Source organism: Bacillus sp. 103mf, from assembly GCF_900116295.1.
Taxonomy (GTDB): domain Bacteria; phylum Bacillota; class Bacilli; order Bacillales; family Bacillaceae_G; genus Bacillus_A; species Bacillus_A bruguierae.
This window is the reverse complement of the sequence record NZ_FPAF01000001.1, coordinates 119472-141757: the sequence shown is the minus strand read 5'-3', so window position 1 is coordinate 141757 and position 22286 is coordinate 119472. Positions and strand designations below refer to the sequence as shown.

5 protein-coding genes are annotated in these 22286 nt (G+C 36.5%); all 5 read left to right on the top strand.

From position 1 onward, the window contains the following. Positions 1-17: 17 nt before the first annotated feature. The 5 genes from BM350_RS00700 to BM350_RS00680 are packed head-to-tail and all read left to right on the top strand — an operon-like array spanning position 18 to position 22279. Positions 18-2678, top strand: coding sequence for a non-ribosomal peptide synthetase (locus BM350_RS00700; protein ID WP_090913209.1), 2661 nt, complete (start codon positions 18-20; stop codon positions 2676-2678). After that, the gene (locus tag BM350_RS00695; RefSeq protein WP_348272190.1) at positions 2668-7203 is read left to right on the top strand and encodes a type I polyketide synthase; all 4536 of its coding nucleotides are present in this window, start codon (positions 2668-2670) and stop codon (positions 7201-7203) included. The genes BM350_RS00700 and BM350_RS00695 overlap by 11 nt, the downstream gene beginning before the upstream one ends. A 41-nt stretch (positions 7204-7244) precedes the next feature. Next, positions 7245-14858 carry a type I polyketide synthase gene (locus BM350_RS00690; RefSeq protein ID WP_090913214.1) on the top strand — a complete coding sequence of 2538 codons (7614 nt, stop codon included), beginning with the start codon at positions 7245-7247 and terminating at the stop codon, positions 14856-14858. Then, positions 14836-21276 (top strand): type I polyketide synthase, encoded by a 6441-nt coding sequence (locus tag BM350_RS00685; RefSeq protein ID WP_090913216.1) that lies wholly within the window; start codon positions 14836-14838, stop codon positions 21274-21276. Before BM350_RS00690 ends, BM350_RS00685 begins: the two co-directional genes overlap by 23 nt. Further along, the gene (locus tag BM350_RS00680) at positions 21269-22279 is read left to right on the top strand and encodes a phosphotransferase enzyme family protein (RefSeq protein ID WP_090913218.1); all 1011 of its coding nucleotides are present in this window, start codon (positions 21269-21271) and stop codon (positions 22277-22279) included. The genes BM350_RS00685 and BM350_RS00680 overlap by 8 nt, the downstream gene beginning before the upstream one ends. Positions 22280-22286 lie beyond the last annotated feature (7 nt).

The following is a 22286-nucleotide window of genomic DNA, read 5'->3' as shown; positions in this document are numbered from 1 at the left end:
AAAGAGGTGAGTAAAAAGTGGATGAATTAAAAGTAGCAACTCTTGAAAAGGTGAGAGAACGGGCGTATTGGACAGATATTTTATCTGAGGCTCAGCCAGCTGTGCAATTTCCTTATCTTTCACATCGCCTCAATCAAAGAGATGAAGCAGCCAATCTGACATTTACGGTTCCATCTGATCTAAGTAAGAAAATTTTAGAGTCAGCAGGGGAATCGGATTTGCGCATGTTTACCATTTTAATGACTGTAACTGTAGTTTTAATGCATCGTTATAGCGGTAAGTCGGAATTACTGACTGCCGCTCCTATAATTAAGCAAAAAAATACACAAACAGGTATCAATAACATACTTCCATTAAAAGTAGAAATTGAGTCTACAATGAACTTCAGGGAATGTCTTCAACGTGTAAAGGAGGCAATGAAGGATGCATTCATTCATCAAAATTACCCTGTGAAAAGTTTCTTAGATGAGCTGTGGATGATACAAAAGAAAAATCAAAATTATTTTGGTTTTTCTCTAATGTTAGAAAACCTTCACCAGGAAACAACACTGAAAGAAATGAATACCGATCTGTTAATTTCATTCAAGCGTGGAGAAGATGATCACCTTAGTGGGGGGATTTTCTGGAATCTTCGCCATTATGATCAAGAAACAATACGCAGGCTGTCAAGCCATATCTGTACGCTGGCAGAACAAGCTTTAAATTCACCAGAAAAAGAAGTGTCTGAATATAAAATACTTTCTGATGAAGAGTTGGAACAAATGAAGGTATTCAACCAAATTATACAAACTTATCCTGAGGACAAATCGATTGTTGAATTATTTCAAGAGCAGGTAAGACAAAAACCTGATCATCTTGCGGTTGTTTTTGAGGACGTGCGCTATACGTATCGAGAGGTTGATGATTTGTCAGAGCGCATTGCTATGTTTTTAAGAAAAAAGAATGTAAATCAGAATGAACCAATCGGTCTTATGGTTTATCGTTCGGCTGAAATGATTATTGCGATACTAGGTATATTAAAAGCGGGTTGTCCATATTTACCGATTGATGTTCACCTACCTGTTGAAAGAATATGTTATATGCTTGAAAACAGCTGTACAAAGGTGATTTTGACAAATTCTACAGAAATATTACCGATAGAAAATAGAGATATCATTCTAATTGATGACTTGTTTGATTTCATTGGAAATATGGCGGTTCATAGTGATAAACCTGTCCCCACAGATTTGGCTTATGTTTTATATACATCCGGTACAACAGGGAATCCAAAAGGTGTGATGGTTGAACATCGTCAAGTCATAAATTTAGTACATGGACTAAAAAACCGTCATCTTAATAGATTACCATTAGAAAGTCTTCATATTGGAATGCTGGCATCGCATATATTTGATGCTTCTGTACAAACGATGTTTCCAGCTCTGCTTTTAGGTCATACTCTTTACATTGCACCTGACAATATTAGGGTGGATGGAAAACAATTATGGTCTTTCTATGAAAAAAACCACATTCATGTGTCAGATGCAACACCTTCACATTTACGTTTAATGACTGAAGCAGTTTCGGATAATGATTCCCATTGCGTTCAAGAATTAAAGCTGCTTTTAGTCGGAGGGGAAATTTTAACATCAGAATTAGTGAACCGATTTTTACAAACTTTTAAGAAAAATAGGCCGATTATGACAAATAACTATGGTCCAACAGAATGCTCTGTACAATCTACTGCATTTATAATTCCTGAAGATTGGAATGAAAATGTGGTTCCAATTGGAAGTCCAATGCCGAATGAACAAATATATATAGTGGATTCGTTTGATCAACTTGTACCAATTGGTATATTTGGAGAATTATGCATTTCTGGTGATGGTGTCGCAAGGGGATATATAAATCAGCCTGAGTTAACCAATCGAAAGTTCACATGGCTTCCTAGTCTTTCTGATAAAAAAGTGTATCGTACTGGTGATTTAGCGAGATGGCGTTCAGACGGCTTAATAGAATTTTTGGGAAGAAATGATAATCAAGTGAAGATCAGAGGTTTTAGAGTTGAACTGGATGAAATAAAGCAAGCCTTGCTTAATTTTCGAGAACTTGGTCAATGTGTTCGTGAAGTGGTTGTGGTTCCACAGCAAAAAGAATCACAAGATCAATTTCTTTGTGCATATATCATATCAGACAAGCCACTGAATCAAAGAAAGCTGCGGGAATTTTTGAGCACGAAAGTGCCTAGTTATATGATCCCAAGACACTTTATTCGAATTGATAAGTTTCCAATGAATATATCAGGTAAATTGGACTATCGTGCACTTCCTGATCCGGCGGAGCAGATGATACTCAATGAAACCGTGATAAAGGCTCATAATGAAACTGAAAAAAGACTAATTTCTATTTTTTCTGAAATCTTAAATATCTCAGCTTCACAAATTAGTATTGAAGACAATTTTTTTGATATTGGAGGCAACTCATTTAACATTGTTGAATTGTCACACAAGATACTAAAAGAATTTCATAGAGAAATATCTGTTTTACAATTGTTCCAGTTTACATCTGTATCTGAAATTGCCGCTCTATTAAACAATACACATGATAATCAAAAATTGTTGGACAGTAGTGAAGATGAGGAGGATGAATCTTTTGAATTAGAAAATATCGCGCAATTGTTAGGGGGGAGTAATGATGAGTAAGACAACAGGTTTAGAAATTGCTGTCATAGGTATGGCGTGCCGTTTTCCTGGTGCAAACAATATTAAAGAATTTTGGAGAAATCTAAAAAGTGGTACGGAATCTATCACCTTTTTTTCTAAAGAAGAGTTGTTAAAAGCGGGTGTTAAAGAAGAAGTACTAAATAATGATAACTATGTGCGGGCAAAAGGAACAGTCGATAATTATAATCATTTTGATGCAGAGTTTTTCGGATATTCTAAGCGAGAGGCAGAAGTAATGGATCCACAAATCCGTATGTTTCATGAAGTAGCTTGGGAATCGCTGGAGGATGCGGGGTATAATCCCGAATCTTACGATCAACCAATAGGACTGTTTGGAGCGGCATCGGCCAATTTATATTGGCAGGCATCTTCGATGCTATTACGGAATAATAGCGCATCTGAACAATTTTCAGCTATACAATTAACAGATAAGGATTTTATGAATACGAAAATCTCATACAAGTTAAATTTAACAGGACCAAGTGTAGCAGTTGACACGGCATGTTCATCTTCTTTAACAGCTGTTCATCTTGCCTCTCGTTCCTTACTTACAGGAGACTGTAAAATGGCACTAGCAGGAGGGGTTACGGTGTATTCTCCTCATAAGAAAGGGTATATGTATCAAGAAGGAATGATCATGTCTCCTGATGGCCACTGTCGTGCGTTTGATGCGGAAGCGAGGGGAACCGTCGGTGGAGAAGGGTGTGGTGTGGTTGTATTAAAGACACTTAAACAAGCAATAAAAGATCGTGATCATATTTATGCGGTTATTAAGGGTTCTGCCTATAACAATGATGGTAGTCGAAAAGTTGGTTATACAGCCCCTAGTATTGACGGTCAGGTGGAGGTTATAAAAAAAGCGCTGAAAATCAGCAAAGTAGAACCTGAAAGTATCTCTTATATTGAAGCACATGGAACGGGTACATCCCTAGGAGATCCAGTAGAAATTGAAGCTTTAAAACAAGCTTTTAATACAAATAAGTACCAATACTGCGGAATAGGATCTGTAAAAACTAATATTGGTCATTTAGATTCAGCAGCTGGAATTGCTGGTTTTATTAAAGCAGCGTTGACTTTATATAAAAAAACATTAACACCAAGTCTTCATTATCGAAAACCGAATCCGAAAATTGATTTTGAGAACAGTCCTTTTTATGTGAATACAACTGTGAAAAAGTGGACGAAGGAAAATGTTTTCCGAGCGGGAGTAAGCTCTTTTGGAATCGGTGGAACAAATGTCCATGTTGTAATGGAAGAGCCACCACTTCAAAGTAGAGATTTTAAGGAATCAAAAATGGATCAATTAATGGTCCTTTCCGCAAGGTCTGAAGAAACAGTTGAAAAATCAGTGGAACGCTTAAAATATTTTATAGCAGAGAATCAGCATATACCGTTAAAGGATATGGCCTATACATTACAGGTAGGACGTAAGCACTTTCCTTATCGTCAGACATTTACTATTGGTCAACATGGTATGACTGGTCATGAGTTAAAGCCTTATCGCTGCTTACAGCAGCCTGCAGTTATTTTTATGTTTTCAGGACAAGGTTCTCAGTATGTGAACATGGGGAAAGACTTATATGATAAAGAACCTGTTTTTAAAATGGAAATAGAACGTTGCTTTTCTATCGTAGAAGAAATAGAAGGAGTACATTTCAAAAAGATTTTGTACCCAGAGAATGCTCAGGACACGGCAACAGCTGAGAAATTGATCCATCAGACAGTCTACACACAGATTATTCTATTTTCTTTTGAATATGCATTAGCTTCTTTATTAATAAGTCGTGGTATTAAGCCTCATTACATGATAGGTCATAGCCTTGGAGAACTGACAGCAGCTTGTTTGTCAGGTGTATTTACCCTAGAGGATGCGCTTAAGATTGTAATAACGAGGGGTAATTTGATGCAAACGATGCCTGAAGGTGACATGGTAAGTGTGTCAATGTCGGCAAAAAATGTAGAAAAAGAGCTAATAGAAGGAATTGAGCTGTCAGCTGTTAATAGCTCGGACCTCTCTGTTGTTTCAGGTTCAACAGAGAAAATGAAAACTTTTGCATTAGGGTTAGAAAAAAAAGGAATCACGGTTCAGTATTTAAAAACATCTCATGCATTTCATTCGAGCATGATGCAAACAGCCTCGATCCATTTTGCGAGAATGCTCAAAGGGATGCATTTTAGAGAACCTTCTATACCATTTCTTTCAAATGTAACTGGTACATGGATTGAAAATGAAGAAGTAATGGATGCAGAATACTGGGCATCGCAAATAAGAAGTAAAGTGGAGTTTGATACCGGACTACAAACGCTTTTTAATATGGGAGAAGCCATCTTCGTTGAAGTTGGACCGGGAAACACGCTGTGTCAATTTGTCAGAAAACATAAAAATTATTCAAAAAATCACGCAGCAGTAAATTTGATTAGGCATCCAAAGGAAATAGGAGAAGACTATGCTTATTTGCTAAATGGAATCGGGAAACTTTGGAAACTAGGTGTCAGTATCAATTGGGGAGAATTTCAAGGAAGTGAGCAATATAAGCGTGTGTCACTTCCGACGTATCCTTTTGAACATCAACAATTTCCTGAGCCTCACGAGTTCTCTGAAAATATGGAAGGAAGACTAAAGGGGCAAATAATATCCATAGATAAGCACCAATCGCCTTTTGATGAATGGTTTTATATTCCGGTCTGGGAGCGGATAGAACCGACAATCAAATCCATACGTCATCAGGGGAAAAAGGTAATTGTTTTTGAAGAGACAGAGCGTCTAAGTGAGTATTTAAAGAACCAAGGTGCGGAAGTCGTAACAGTTAAAGTGGGTAAAAATTTTTTGGAAATAGGAAAAAATGTATTCGAAGCAGATCATCATCAAACTCCACATTTACAGTTACTCATGAGCAAGTTGAAAGAGAAAGATTTTGTACCTGATGATGTTGTGTGTATGTGGAAACCAGTAGAGGGAGATGAGATGGCGGACTTAGAAAAGACATTGTCAGGCTATCTTCCGATTTTAGATATTGTACGATTAATAGGAGCAGATAGCACTAAAAAAGTGAATCTCACTGTTATTACGAACAAAGGGCATGATGTAACAGGAACAGAGCATCTGCAACCTCATCAAGCTGCCATCGCAGGAGTTTGTTTAACAATTCCACAAGAATATAAAAATATTAAATGTAAAAATATTGATCTTTGCCTTGAAGAGAAAGAGTATGACACAGAGGAATGGCCTAGTTTTATTTCATATGAATTAGTAAAAGATGATTCACAAGCAGTTGTTGCATATCGAGGTAAAAGTCGCTGGATACGGGGGACAAAAAAGGTAAGTAAATCTGATAATATCTCAACTTCTAGCATGCTTAAGAAAAAAGGAGTTTATATTATTACTGGAGGACTTGGAGGCATTGGTTTAACATTAGCAGCTTATTTGGCAAAGCATGTTCAGGCAAGGCTTGTTTTAATCAGTCGTACTTCAGTTCCTAAAAGGGAACTATGGCATGAAGAATCAATTCGGGAAACTATTCAAGCCAGAAAAATCAAGAAACTGTTGGAGTTAGAAAAGCTTGGGGCAGAATTACTCGTTATAGAAGCTGACATATCAGAAGAGGATATGCTTCAAAAGGCTATAGCTAGAACAATAGAGCGGTTTGGTGGTGAGATAAACGGTATCATTCATGCAGCTGGGATTGCTGACGGGAAAATGATTCATACAAGATCAATAGAAGATGAGAAAAAGATATTGAGAGCAAAATTAAAGGGTACATTGCTATTACGAAAGGTATTAAAAGATAAAAAAATAGATTTCTTTCTTCTTTGTTCCTCCCTTGTTTCATTTTTAGGTGCTGGTGGACAGGTAGCTTATGCAGCAGCTAATGCCTTTTTGGATAGCTATGCACATGCTGCTATGAGAGAAGGGAAAAATGTAATAACGGTGAATTGGGATCGTTGGGATAAAGTTGGAATGTCATTTGAATGGGAAACTGCTGGCTTATTATCTCGATCACTTAAGGAACGGGAAAGTGAAAATAATGGAATGCAACCTGCTGAAGGGGCACAAGCATTCGCAGAAGTATTGCAGCTTGGTTATCCGCAAGTTCTTGTCTCGTTAAGTGATTTAAATACAAGAATAGAAAACAGATTGTATCAAACAGTTGAGAAACAGCAGGATGCAACAGTTACTAAAAATGATTTAGGTAGTCTTGAAGAAAAGTTGACTAACATTTTTAAAGATTTTTTCCATTCTCAACAGACTGATATAAATGAGAATTTCTTCGAACTAGGGGCATCTTCACTTGATTTACTCCAAGTGAGTGGAATCATAAAATCTGAATTGGGGTTGGAGGTTCCTGTTGTTATGATGTACAGCCATCCATCAATAGCATCTTTAGCAAATGCTATAAAGTCCCAGCATGGGTACAATGAACAGGAAAATGTAAAAAAAATTGACAGACAGCAAGCGATAAATGAAGGGAAAAATCGTAGGAAACAGCGTTTAATACGAAAATAAATGTAACCCACACTTTAATTTTAGATAGGAGAGTGAAATCTATGTCAGATGAGAAGTCATGGACTGAATCAGGATTGGAAGTTGCCGTCATTGGATTGGCAGGGAAATTTCCTGGTGCGAAAAACATTAATGCCTATTGGGAAAATATATCAAAGGGAAAAGAATCGGTTACCTTTTTTTCAGATGAAGAATTAAAGGAGGCGGGGGTTACTGAAAAATTTCTACAACATGCCGATTATGTAAAAGCAAAACCAATCATTGATAACGTTTCTAAATTTGATGCCGATTTTTTCGGATATTCTCCTAGAGAAGCTACATTAATGGACCCGCAAATTAGGATGATGCATGAATGTACATGGGAGGCTTTAGAACATGCAGGTTGTGATCCGGAACGTTACGATGGATCAATTGGTTTATATGCAGGTGCATCAAGTAATCTTTCGTGGATGGGAGAGCATTTATCTTCTTTACAAAAGAATGAAGATACGTTTCAAATCATGAATTTAAATCATTCATCTTTCGCTTCACGAATTGCGTATAAGCTCAATTTGAAAGGGCCGAGTGTATCTGTACAGACCGCGTGTTCAACCTCCCTTGTAGCAATCCATATGGCATGTCAAGGGCTTATCGGCGGTGAGTGTGATTTAGCTTTAGCAGGTGGGGTGTCACTCAATCTGCCGCACAAAACAGGTTATTTTTATCAAGAGGGGATGATTTATTCACCTGATGGTCATTGTCGGCCATTTGATAAAAAGGCACAGGGAACGATTTTCGGAGAAGGTGTGGGGGTTGTTGCTTTAAAGCGTTTAAAAGACGCAAAAGAAGACGGGGATTTTATTTATGCTGTTATCAAGGGTTCAGCTATTAATAATGATGGAAATAATAAAGCTGGTTTTACAGCGCCAAGTGTAGAAGGACAGGCAAGTGTGATAGGAATGGCAATGGAAATGGCGGGAATTGAACCTGATTCCATTGGGTATATTGAAGCACATGGAACTGGGACTCCTATAGGGGATCCAATAGAAATTGAGGCATTGACACGTGCATTTAAAACTGATAGAAAAGCCTTTTGCGCGCTAGGATCTGTAAAAGCTAATATTGGTCATCTTGACGCAGCATCTGGTGTAGCTGGTTTGATCAAAACAGTGATGATGTTACATCATAAGAAATTCGTTCCAGCTCTTCATTTTGAGAAACCGAACCCAAGTATTCGCTTTCAGGAAACACCGTTTTATGTGAATACAGAACTGAAAGCATGGGATTTACCACATGGTCCAAGAAGAGCGGGGGTCAGTGCTTTCGGAATAGGTGGCGCAAATGCTCATGTTATTCTTGAAGAATCACCGAATATGCAGGAAGAATCAAAACCGAAGGAGGAGGTATCTTCTGAACTGATTTTAATTTCTGCAAGAACAAAAAATGAGCTTATGAAGTTAGCGGAAAATCTTAGGGATTATGTACATGATCATCCTGAAATACCGCTTTCTCAAATTGCGCACACATTAAAAATAGGGAGAAAGTATTTTAAACACAGATATTCTTTGGTTTGCTCAAGTACACAAGAATTACAAGAAATGTTGAATATTAACCCTCTGAAGATCAATGAAACAGTCAAAAAAATTAAAAACAAATCTTTTATCTTATCAGGAGAAAGTCAAGAGAGACTAAGAAGCTATATGCAGCTTTACCGTTTGGACAGACAATTTCAGGAAGAAGTGAATACTTATTTAAGACTATCTCAAGCGGTTTTAGATGAAGATATTAATGGTTTTTTTGCAGAATGTTTTGCAAATCCCCAAAAAATTGGCATGAAACATACACTCGGTCTTTCTTATGTCGTAATGTTCATTATGGAATATGCATCCTCGTGTTTTTTACAAAAAAATGGTATCAAGCCAGATAAGCTTATTGGAAGAGGATTTGGAGAGTTCACTGCAGCATGTGTAGCTGGTGTTTTTAAGCTGGAAGATGCGATATCTATTGCTTATAAAAGGGGCGAACTGATTAGTTACTCACCTACGGGAAAAATGATTGGAATTCCTTTATCCGAACAAGAAATCTCTCCTTATTTGGAAAATACGTTATCATTGGCGCTGATAGAAGCAAAATACTGTGTCGTATCTGGTATTGAAGAGGACGTACGTAGATTAGAGGAATGCCTTAAAGAACAAGCGATCCATGTGGATTTATTGGATATGGATTGTGCACTACAGTCAGTTGTTATGAGGGAAGCGGCTGATGAATTATTTAAGTTGATTCAATCTGTTCCGTTGAATCAACCTAAGATTCCATTGGTTTCTTCAGTGACAGGGAAGATATTAACTAATATTGAGACGGTTGATGCTCAATATTGGGCCTCTCAGATATGCAAACCAATTAGATTTTCTCAGACTATAAAGGAAAGTTTAAAAGAAGAAAATATCGTGTATATTGACTTGCGTTTACTGACAGACTCTTGTGTTTTTACAAGCTATCAAGTAGCAGATAGCTTGGAGAATATAAGTGATGACACAAAAAGCGGTAATTTTATATTATCAATCTTGGGGATGATGTGGAAACTAGGTGTGGATATTGATTTTACAACTTCAAAGCATTCTCAACATATAAAGAAAGTTCCTTTACCAACTTATCCATTTACGAGAAAGGATTTCGCATTTCCAAATGTACAAAAAGATATAAAGCTCAACATAGATCAGTCCGAAATTCAAGAATTTGTCTCATTCATGCCGCTCTCTTCTCTTGAAAAAGAAATAAATTTAATGATTAGGAATCATTTTGGATTTCGGGAATTAGATGACCAAGTACCATTTTTTGAGTTGGGTGCATCTTCACTCGACATATCACAGTTAGCAGTAAAATTGACTGAGAAGCTGCAACTAAAAGTAGAAACGGTTCTTCTTTACCAGTTTTCCACTGTTAATAGCCTTGCTAAGCATCTGCATCAGAAGTATAAAAAGACGTTTAAACAAAGAAAGCCACCTTCAAGAGCCAATGAAAATCAAGTAGATGATAAGGAGCTTTATAATCAAAGTGATATTGCTATTATTGGAATGGCTGGACGTTTTCCAGGTGCAAGTACGTTAGAGGAATTTTGGAATAATCTTGTTCAGGGTAAAGAATCAATCAGTTTTTTCAATGATGAAGAATTAAAAGCATCTGGTGTGGATGAAAACTTGATGAAACATCCTAACTTTGTAAATGCAAAAGGTATTGTTGAGAACATTGATATGTTTGATGCTGACTTTTTTCAGTATTCTTCTAGAGAAGCAGAGCTTATGGATCCGCAATTTAGACTTTTGCATGAATGTGCATGGGAAGCATTAGAGGATGGAGGATGTGACCCAGAGCGCGTAAATGGGAAAATCGGTGTATTTACTGGAACGAGTCCAAATTTCGAATGGATAAATCGATCAGCAGCAAATTTGAAAGGGACAGAGCAATTCAGTTCTATGTTGTTAAACGATAGAGAATTTTTTAGTACACAGTTGGCATATAAATTAAATTTACATGGTCCGAGTATTACGATGCAGACCGCCTGCTCGACTTCTTTGGTTAACATTGGGATGGCTTGTCAGGCATTATTAAATGGATCATGTGACGCTGCACTTGCTGGTGGGATTACAGTGGGAATACCGCATAAATCCGGTTATATATATCAAGATGGGATGATTCAATCCCCAGATGGTCATTGTCGTCCTTTTGATGGAGATGCAAAGGGAACAGTATTTGGAGATGGGGCAGGGATTGTTTTATTAAAAAGGTATGAGGATGCTGTTAAAGAAGGGCATACAATCCATGCTGTTATTAAGGGCATAGGCATAAATAATGATGGAAGTCGTAAAGTTGGATTTACAGCGCCAAGTGTAGAAGGACAAGCAGATGCGATTCGGGAAGCATATAAGAGTGCTAATATCGACCCCCAGACTATTGGATATATTGAAACTCATGGGACCGGAACGCAAATGGGGGATCCAATAGAAATTGAAGCATTAGGTCATGTGTTTGCAAATAAGAATCAACCATTAATACCAATTGGATCTGTAAAAAGTAACGTTGGTCATTTAAACAGTGCGGCTGGGATTGCAGGGCTTTTCAAAGCAGTGTTGGCTTTGAAATATAAAACAATTCCTCCAAGTCTTAATTATAAAACACCAAATAAGAATATAAATTTTGCCGAAACGCCGTTTTATGTTACTGAACAAGCAATGTATTGGAAGGAATCTGATTATCCAAGAAGAGCAGGTGTGAGTTCATTTGGTATTGGGGGAACCAATGCGCATATCGTTATAGAGGAACCGATAAATCAAGAGAGTATGAAGGCGTCAAGGAACAATCATTTATTGTTATTGTCGGCGAAAACAGAGACGGCTTTGGAGACAATGACGGATAATTTGAAAGATTTTATACGTAAACATCCGAAAGTTCCTATTGAAGATATAGCACATTCATTACAAGTTGGTAGAAAACAATTTCCATATAGAAAAACAGTTGTTTTTTCTAACAAAAATGAATGGATTGACCAAGGGTATACTGGTCATTTAGAAATGACAGGGGTACAAAGTAAAAATAGCCGTACGGTTGCGTTTATGTTTTCAGGACAGGGGTCACAATATACTGGTATGTTAAAAGATTTATATCAGGAGGAAATAATTTTCCGTCAGGAAGTAGATTACTGTTTTGATTATGTAAGAGATAACTATGAAGTAGATTTAAAACGGATTGTGTTCTCTGAATCTAACGAAACTGAGAGTTTAACCCAAACATCAAAAGTACAACCGCTCCTTTTTATTTTTGAATATGCACTTGCGAAGCTTTTGCAAAGCTTTGGTATTATTCCGGATTATATGATAGGTCATAGCATAGGAGAATATACAGCTGCCTGTCTATCGGGTGTGTTTTCTCTAGAAACGGCTTTGGATCTTGTTGTGATGCGAGGCAAACTGATGCAAAGTGTGAAACCAGGTGCAATGATGAGTGTAGCACTTTCGGAAGAAGAACTTTTGCCAATGTTATATGGGAATTTATCAATTGCTGCTGTAAATGCTCAAAATTTATGTGTTGTGTCAGGTGAAAAAGAGGATATTAATCGATTTGAAGCCCAGCTTACAGAGAAAGGGATTGTCACACGCCACTTGCATACATCACATGCGTTTCATTCATATATGATGGAACCTGTTCTTCAAGAATTTGAAAAGGTTATTAAGGAATTAGATTTACAAAAACCACGTATTCCTTATATTTCAAATTTAACAGGAACATGGATTGACAGTGAGCAGGTGCTGACTCCTGCTTATTGGACAGAGCATCTTCGCGAAACAGTACGCTTTTACGATGGATTAGAACAAATTTTAAAAGATGAGCATGTGACATTAATTGAAATTGGACCAGGAAATAGTCTGACAGCATTAGCCAAAAGGCATCAAAAACGAACAAATAACCAGGAAGTACTGAATATAGTTAGACATGTTCACGAAAAAGCTAATGATCATGTATATTTTCTAAAATGTTTAGGTCGGCTATGGATGACGGGCTGTGAGATTGATTGGCAAGGATATTATAAAAATGAAACGAGAAAGATTATACATCTACCAACTTATCCATTTGAAAAGAAAAAGTATTGGATTGAAGCCAATAAGCTAATTGAAATTCATGCTTTTGATTCTTCATCCGAGGATAAAAAGAAACCAATGGATGAATGGTTTTACTTACCTTCTTGGGAACGTAAGCCACAGTGTCCACGTATACAACATGACAAGGTAGAAATCGATAGTCAACAAAATCGGGTTTGGTTAATTTTTTATGAAGAAACTGATTTTAGTGATCAATTGATACGAAAAATTGAACAAGATGGAGAGCAAGTGGTTATTGTAAAGAAAGGGGTGGACTTTGAAGAAGAGGGAGAACTAGTTTATAAGATTAACCCAGCTAAATCCAGTCATTATAAACGCCTGCTAGAATCGATTGAATTAAATAGTATGATGCCTAATCGTGTCATTCATTTATGGGGGATTTCAGACAATGATGAAATTGAACAAGACATTCAATTTCAAGTACACAATGAAAGTGGTTATTATAGTTTAATTTTCTTGGCACAAGCAGCCGGGATACAAAAGAATATAAAAGAATGTCGGATATTTATCTTAACAAGTAATATTCATGAGGTGACTGGGGATGAACATATATGTGCTGCGAAGGCTACAGTGCTTGGACCTTGTAAAGTCATTTCCCAGGAGTATAGCCATATTAAGTGCTGGAATATTGATATTGCTAAACCTTCTATACGTATAACCTGGAAAGAAGAAGATCTATTAAAGCAAATTTGGTCTGAACTTAAGTATCCGGGAAAAGATCAACTGATTGCATATCGGAATGGACGCAGATGGGTTCAGAATTATAAAAAGATGAGCCTGGCAAAAGAAGGTGGTCTACCTAAAATGATTCGTTCTGGAGGAACGTATTTAATTACCGGTGGATTAGGGGGTATTGGATTTGTTTTATCGAAAATGCTGGCAAAAACAGGCGGCGTTCAGTTGGTTTTAACAGGGAGAAGTGCTTTACCACCTCGTGATCAATGGGAAAGTTGGATGAATAAAAAAGGAGAAAAAGATCCTATAACAGTAAAAATTAAGAAAATAAAAGAATTAGAAAGACTAGGTTCAAGAGTGACAGTTTTACAGGCTGATTCTGGTAATCTACATCAAATGCAGGCTGTTTTTAAAGAAATTCATGCAACATATGGACAATTAAATGGTGTTTTTCATGCAGCTGGTTTGCCAGGAAGTACATCTTTTAGAGCGATTAAAGATATCCCGAAAGAAATCGATCAAGGAGAGGATCAATTTCAATCAAAGGTCAAAGGCTTAACTGTGCTTGGAACATTACTGCGGCGAGAGGAAGTAGATTTCTGCCTTTTATTTTCATCAATTAGTTCACTGCTTGGTGGACTCGGTTTTTCAGCTTATTCTGCAGCTAATATATATATGGATGCCTTTGCACAAAGGATGAATCAGGAAAGTAAAACTCCTTGGATTTGTATCAATTTTGATGCCTGGAATTTCTGGGGAGAGCATGATTCGACACTCGGAGAATCCATTACTAATCTTGCTATTATGCCAGAAGAAGGGGCGGATCTGTTTAGTTATTTATTATCAGATGTTCAGAATCGCCATATATTGATTTCAACAGGGGACCTAGAGGAACGGATCAATCAATGGACTAGCTTCGAAACAAGAACACTGCTCAAGGAAGAAAAGAAAACATCAATACACACAAGACCGGATTTAAAAAACCCATATGTAGCTCCTAGAAATCGGATTGAACAAGTAATTTGCCAAATTTTCCAGGATTTCCTTGGTCTTGAGCAAGTGGGCATTCATGATAATTTCTTTGATCTCGGCGCAAATTCCCTGGATATTGTTCAAATAACAAATCGTGTGAATAAAGAATTAGGGACAAATGAAGCCGTAGTTACGTTATTTACTTATCCGTCAGTAGCTGAACTAGCACAACATTTGAATCCTACTCAAGAAGATAGCAATGAGGATTATGAAAAGGAAGTAGTACTAGCAGGATTAGATAGCAGAAAAAATCGTGTTCGTAATCAAAGAAACAAAAGATTGAGAGGCGGCGATAATGATGAAAAATCAAACTTATAATTATCATGGTGGAGAGATTGCTGTAATTGGAATAGCTGGGCGTTTTCCAGGAGCTAAAAATATTGAGCAATTTTGGGACAATATTATAAATGGAAAAGAATCAATTTCCTTTTTCAGTGAAGAAGAACTGAAAAGTGAAGGGGTAGAGGAGTCTTTATTGAAGAATCCTCGTTTTGTTAAAGCAAAAGGAATAGTAGATGATATTGATTTATTTGACGCTGATTTTTTTGATTATACTCCAAAAGAAGCAGTAATAATGGATCCTCAATTTAGAATTTTTCATGAGTGTGTATGGACAGCTTTAGAAGATGCTGGCTATGATCCTTTCACATACAAAGGGCAAATTGGATTATATGCTGGTGCTGGAATTAATGCTGATTGGATGATGAGAACTCTGCAAGGTGTACAAGCAGGAGGAGATTCCAAAGTTTTAGAAACCGCTGTTTTAAATATGCGCGATTATCTAACCACACTCATTTCCTATAAACTCAATTTAAAAGGACCGAGTATGATGGTACAGACTGCATGTTCGACTTCGATGGTATCCATTCATCTTGCAGCTCAGGCATTATTGAGCGGAGATTGTCATATGGCTGTAGCAGGCGGAGTGTCTATCCGTCTTCCTCAAAAATCGGGTTATCTTTATCAAGAAGGAATGATTCATTCACCAGATGGCCACTGCCGTGTTTTTGATGACCGAGCAGAAGGAACAGTGTTTGGAGACGGGGCGGGAGCTGTTGTACTAAAAACACTTGAAGATGCATTAGAAGACAGGGACCATATTTATGCGGTTATTAAAGGAACAGCTATTAATAATGATGGGAATCTAAAAGTTGGCTACACAGCACCGAGTACGAAAGGGCAAGTAAGGGCTATTAAGACAGCATTAAATATAGCAGAGGTGGATCCAGAGACAATCACATATTTAGAGGCTCATGGTACAGGAACAACACTTGGAGACCCTATTGAGATTGAAGCCTTAAAACAAGCTTTTCAGACTAAACAGTATGGATTTTGTCGAATTGGTTCGGTTAAATCTAACATTGGTCATTTGAATGATGCTTCTGGTGTTGCAGGGTTTATTAAAACAGTTTTAAGTTTACAGCACAAACTGATTCCTCCAACAATCAATTTTAAAAAACCGAATGCTAAAATTGATTTTGAGAAATCACCATTTATTGTGAATACATCTCTGGTTCCATGGGAAGAGAAAAATTTCCCTCGTCGTGCTGGTGTCAGTTCATTTGGAATAGGAGGAACGAATGCCCATGTGATTTTAGAAGAAGCACCGTCAGTCCAAAGATCATTTGCAGATGAACCTTCTGATCAACTTATACTGTTATCTGCAAAAACACCAGCCGCATTAGAAAAAATGACTACAAATTTTGCCGAGTATCTTATTAAAAATCAGCAAATTAACCTGGCTGATGTATCGTATACACTTCAAAGAGGAAAACACGTTTTTCCTTATAAGAAAGCGATTGTAAGTAAGGATGTTCCAGAACTGCTTGATATAATTAATGAAAATAGAAAAGACAAGATGAAATTAGCAAGCTCCCAAACTTCTAGCAGACCTGTTGTCTTTTTATTTCCGGGTCAGGGTACACAGTACGTTGATATGGGAAGAGAATTATATGACACTGTTCCTGCTTTTAAAGCTGAACTAGACAAATGTCTGAATCTATTACAGCAGTTTATGAGAGTTGATCCTCGTACTGTTTTATTTACTGACTCAAAGGACCATGATTCGGATCTAATTAATCAAACTGAATTTACACAACCTCTTCTTTTTAGTATCGAGTACGCCTTAGCAAAGACACTTATTCATTGGGGGATTAAGCCGGAAGCTATGGTGGGACACAGTATAGGGGAATATACTGCAGCAGCAATTTCAGGTGTTATGTCCTTAGAAAATGCTTTAGAAATTGTGGCGTACAGAGGTAGTACTTTGCAAAGCTTACCTTCAGGCTCTATGCTAAGTGTGGAACTTAGTGAAGCAGATTTAAAGAATTATTTAGAAGATAATGTATCGATTGCAGCTGTCAATTCAACTAGTTTGTGTGTTGTATCTGGAAAAGTAGATACACTGGATGCGTTAGAAAAAAGGTTGACTGTAGATGGACACATATCTAGGAAACTTTATACTTCGCATGCGTTTCATTCAGCTATGATGGATCCTATTGTACAGCCTTTTAAAGATAAATTGTTAGAATTCTGTTTTGAAAGCCCAAGTATTCCGTTTGTTTCAAATGTAACAGGGGATTGGATAACTAATGCAGAGGCTACTAATCCAAGATATTGGGCAAATCACCTGCGCGGAACTGTTCGTTTTATGGATTGTGCAAAGCGTTTACAAGAAGAGTTGAACCCGATTTTTATTGAGGTTGGACCAGGCAATTCACTCAGTTCCTTTATTCACAAAATGGATCAAGAAGAACAAGTATCTGCTATTCAATTGTTGCGGCACCCTAAGGAGCAATATTCGGATTACCGTTATCTTTTAATCAGATTGGGAGATATGTGGCTTCAAGGGATACCAATTGATTGGAAAGAAATTCATCAAGTAGAAAAGCGTCATACGGTATCACTACCTACTTATCCGTTTGAGAAAGAACGTTATTGGATCGATAAAGTAACGGAAGGGCCTGATATAGCCTTATCTTCTGAGTTTAAACTTGTAATTCCTAACAGCCCGAAAACTGATAATAAACAAAACATTTCGAATTATAACGTGGATTTTAATGCAACTGAGGTTGTATTGGCTAATATGTGGAAGGATATTCTCGGAATTAACCAAGTTAATATTGATACCCATTTCTTTGAAATGGGAGGGCATTCTTTAAATGCTACGGGATTAATATCAAGAATTCACAGAGAATTTGGGGTAGAATTAACATTAAGCGATATATTTAAGCATCCAACAATACAAACACTTTCAGGACTTATAGAACGTTCAGAAAGAAATCAATATACAGCGATTACACCTGCTGAAGTGAAGGATGTATATAGGCTATCAGCAGCTCAAAAGAGAACGTTCCTTGTTCATCAAAGAATAGGGAAAATGACCACTTATAATATGCCAATGGCGCTAATATGCTATGGTCCAATGGATGTGAAACGTTTTGAAAAGACTTTTAAACAGCTAATTGAAAGGCATGAAACACTTCGTACGACATTTGAATTGAAGGATGGAGAACCTGTACAAAAAATTCATCGTGAGTTTGATTTTGCAATTGAAATAACTGAATCAGATATGGAAAATTTAGATAAGGAAATAGATGATTTTATTCGTCCTTTTGATTTAAAAGTGTCCCCTTTAATTCGTGTGAAGTTTGTAAAATTAGATAATAGAAAGCATGCTTTATTGGTTGATATGCATAATATTGTTGCTGATGGCGCGAGCATGAATATTTTTATTAAGGAATTTACGCAGTTGTACAAAGGTGAGAGTCTACCTGAAATAAAAGTACAATATAAGGATTACGCTGAATGGCAGCACGCATATTTCCAAAGTGATATGTTCTATAAACAAAAGCAATATTGGATTCAGCAACTTGAAGCTGATGTACCGCAATTAGCAATGCCGTTTGATTTCGAACGAACAGAAAAGAGCTTTCTTGGAAAAGCCATCAAATTTACAATTGACCCTAAAATCGTGAAAAAACTTGAACAGATTGGTGATCAGTATCGCTTGACAAACAATGTACTGTTATTTCAATTATATGGAATTTTGCTTTCGCGTTATACAAATCAGCAGGAGCTAATGATTGGGTCTTTAGTTGCTGGCCGACGTCATGCTGACATAGAGCATACAATTGGGATGTTTACTAATTTTCTACCGATAAGGCTTCGAATTAATCAAGAACAATCTTTTATTGATAATGTATTGAAAACAAAGCAGACTCTACTTGAAGCATATGATCATCAAGATTATCCGTTTAATCAAATTGTTGAAGAATTGTGTCCTAAGACCGAACCAAACCGCAATCCTTTATTTGATACGATGTTGATTTACCATAATGAATATGATCCAAATATTAAAATGGAAGCAGATGGAATGAAATTTGAAACTTATGAGTTTGCAAAAGGTATATCGAAACTAGATATGAAAATGGACGTAGTTAAAGAGGTAACAGGAGAATTAAAATGTGTACTTCAGTATAATAGTTCATTATTTAAATCAGAATCCATGCAGGCATTTGTCTCACATTTCAGTTCATTGATTGAAAAAGTAAGTGATCAGCCTCAAGAAATTATGAAAAATATACCAATACTTAGTCCGAAAGAACAGGAAGAAGCAAAAAAGAAGAGGGAGAAAACAAACAAAGTTTCAAACTCAACTTTACTAACTGTGAGTTCGACTTTTATAGCTAATCCACTTGCTCCATACATTAGATGGTGGGGAGAACAGTTTGATTTGAATGTTGAAATTGAATTTTCTCCCTATGGACAAGTCTTTCAGGAATTATTAAATAAAGATAGTTTGTTATCTCGTCGTAAAAAAGGAGCGAATCTTCTAATGATCCGTTTAGAGGATTTAATGGGAGATGCAAGTCTATCAGAAAAAGAGAAAATGCAGCATTTACAACAGAATTTGTTTGATCTTTTAAATATCATTAAGAACATAGAAAAGCATGTACCTTACCTGATTGGAATTCTTCCACTTAGAGAAATATTTAATGGTCAATTCCAGAAACAGCTTGAGAGAATACAGAAAGACTGGATTGAAGGTTTAACTAGAATTGAAAATATTCATCTTATAGATTTCCGTCAATTGAGGGAGACATATCAATTAGATGAAGTATTTGATTATCAAGCTGAAAAAGCTGCGCATATTCCATTCACTGAAAATTATTATGCAGCATTAGGAACGAGAATTGCACGCGAATTAATTGCTTGGCTAAAAGTGCCGTTCAAAGTTGCAGCAATTGATTGTGACCATACATTATGGAAAGGTGTGGTTTCTGAGGTTGGTGTTGAAGGAATTGAAATAACAAAGGCTCATCAAGAATTACAGAAGTTTTTAAAGAAAAAACAAGAGGAAGGATTACTACTTGTTCTTTGTAGCAAAAACAATGAAGAAGATGTATGGAGCGTGTTTGATCATCATCCAGATATGATATTAAAGAGAAGTGATTTTGTTGATCATCGTATTAACTGGGGACAAAAGAATGATAACATTGTAGAACTTGCCAAAGAATTAAACTTATCTACCGATCGTTTTATTTTCTTGGATGATGATCCCGCTCAATGTTTAACAATGAACCAGCGACTTCCAGATGTCCTTACGCTACTTTTACCGACTAGCACTGAAGCGATTCCTCTGTTTTTGGAGCATGTATGGGCATTTGATCATTTTCATGTGACTGATGAAGATAAAAAACGAACGGAAAGATACTTGGCAGAAAAAGAGCGGAAATCGGCTCTTCATACAGCAGCTTCTGTTGAGGATTTTCTCAGTACTCTAAATTTAAAGGTCAGTTTAAATCGTATAGTAGAAGAACATCTACCTCGCATTTCTCAAATGACTGCTAGAGTTAATCAGTTTAATATGAATCCAGCTGTTTATGATGAGCAATGGCTTCGCCAACAGTTGAATTCAAAGGGGAGAATTGGATGGGTTGTTGAATCAACTGACCGATTTAGCGATGAGGGGATAATCGGAGTGATCCTGGCAAAACAGGCACAAGACACTTTATTCATTGATACCTTTTTAATAAGTTGCCGAGCACTTGGAAAAGGAATTGAAAGTAAGGTGTTATCAGGTATCGCTAAATATTGTCGAAACGAACAGCTTAAGTATATAAAGTTTAAATATGTTGATTCAGGGAAAAACCAGCCTTTTAAAGTATTTATGCATACACACGATATACATCTGATAGATGTGGATGAGCAATCGACGTATCACATTGCAGTGAAAAATATTCCTGATTATAGTCCGTATATCGAGTACTATACAGATAAAAAAATAACATTGATTAAACAAGATGAATCGGATAAAGCTGCTGAATATGAAGTAAAAAGGGATCGATTAGCAAAAAGTTCAGTTTATCAATGGGATGTGTTATATCCTGAAAAATCTATGCATACATCATACTTACGTGCCCTTGAAATGAATTGTCCTGAAAAACTTCAATCTTTATTAGTGAGAAAAAATCAAAAATTCAGTTTACAAGAAGTTGAATCAATGACTGAGCAAGAAGCAATTCTTATGAATATATGGAAAGATATCCTCAAATTAGATAAAATAGGAATGTGCCAAGACTTTTTCAGTTTAGGAGGAAATTCGCTGTTAGCTATCAAAATGGAAGTGGAAATAGAAAAAAAAGGATGGGTTGTTGATAATATGAATTTTGCGACGGAACATACAATTAGAGGACTCGCAAAATGTATGAGGAGAGAGAATCAGCATGCATAAAGATATAAAAGCTATTTTTAATGAAGAAGAGATAATAAAAAAAGCAGCAAAAATATATGGGTTTAATAGAGAAGATGCTCATTTTCTTGCTGATGCAGAAAATTATGTATATGAATTTTCGAAAGATCGAGTATCATATATTTTGAAAATTACTCATACAATTCGCAGAATACCTGAATATATTATGGGAGAAATGGAATGGCTTCACCATTTAATAAAGGGAGGACTCTCTGTTTCCAGACCAATTCCATCACTAAAAGGAAATTATATTGAAGAAGTATGTGATGGAAAAGGTGAGGGTGGCGCATTTTTATTGAGAGTTTATGAGAAAGCCACAGGTCATAAAGTAGAGGCGTCAGATTGGAACGAAGAATTATTTTATCAGCTTGGAAAGTATACAGGTAACATGCATCGTTTAACAAAAAGCTATCAGTTAAGTAATTCTGCATATAAAAGACAAGAGTGGGATGAAGAGGAACAATTAAAATTGAGAAAATACGTACCAAAAGATCAAACAATTGTTTTTCAACAGGCAGATAAGTTAATGGATGCACTACGTCAATTACCAAAGGATCGAGATAATTATGGGCTAGTCCATGCGGATTTGCATCACGGTAATTTTTGCTGGGATAATGGTAAAATTACCATGTTTGATTTTGATGATGTAGGCTACAACTGGTTTGTAAATGACATTAGCATTCTATTATACAATGTTTTATGGTACCCAGTGATTCCATATGAAGATAAGGCAGCGTTCACGGAAAAATTTATGCGTAATTTTCTGAAAGGGTATGAAGAACACAATAAGCTGGATTTAAATTCCTTAGAGAGAATTCCTGATTTTCTACGTTTACGTCACATGCTCATCTATGGATTATTACATCAGGCTTTTGATTTTGATACAATTGGCCAAGAAGAAAAAGATATGCTTGCTAGATTTAAAGATGAAATAGAGAATCAAACTCCTATCACGGACTTTAATTTTACGGCATTAACAAAATAGAATAGGG

Coding starts and splice junctions, on each gene's coding strand:
- BM350_RS00695 (WP_348272190.1), top strand. CDS start 2,668: ATGATGAGTAAGACAACAGGTTTAGAAATTGCTGTCATAGGTATGGCG.
- BM350_RS00690 (WP_090913214.1), top strand. CDS start 7,245: ATGTCAGATGAGAAGTCATGGACTGAATCAGGATTGGAAGTTGCCGTC.
- BM350_RS00685 (WP_090913216.1), top strand. CDS start 14,836: ATGATGAAAAATCAAACTTATAATTATCATGGTGGAGAGATTGCTGTA.
- BM350_RS00680 (WP_090913218.1), top strand. CDS start 21,269: ATGCATAAAGATATAAAAGCTATTTTTAATGAAGAAGAGATAATAAAA.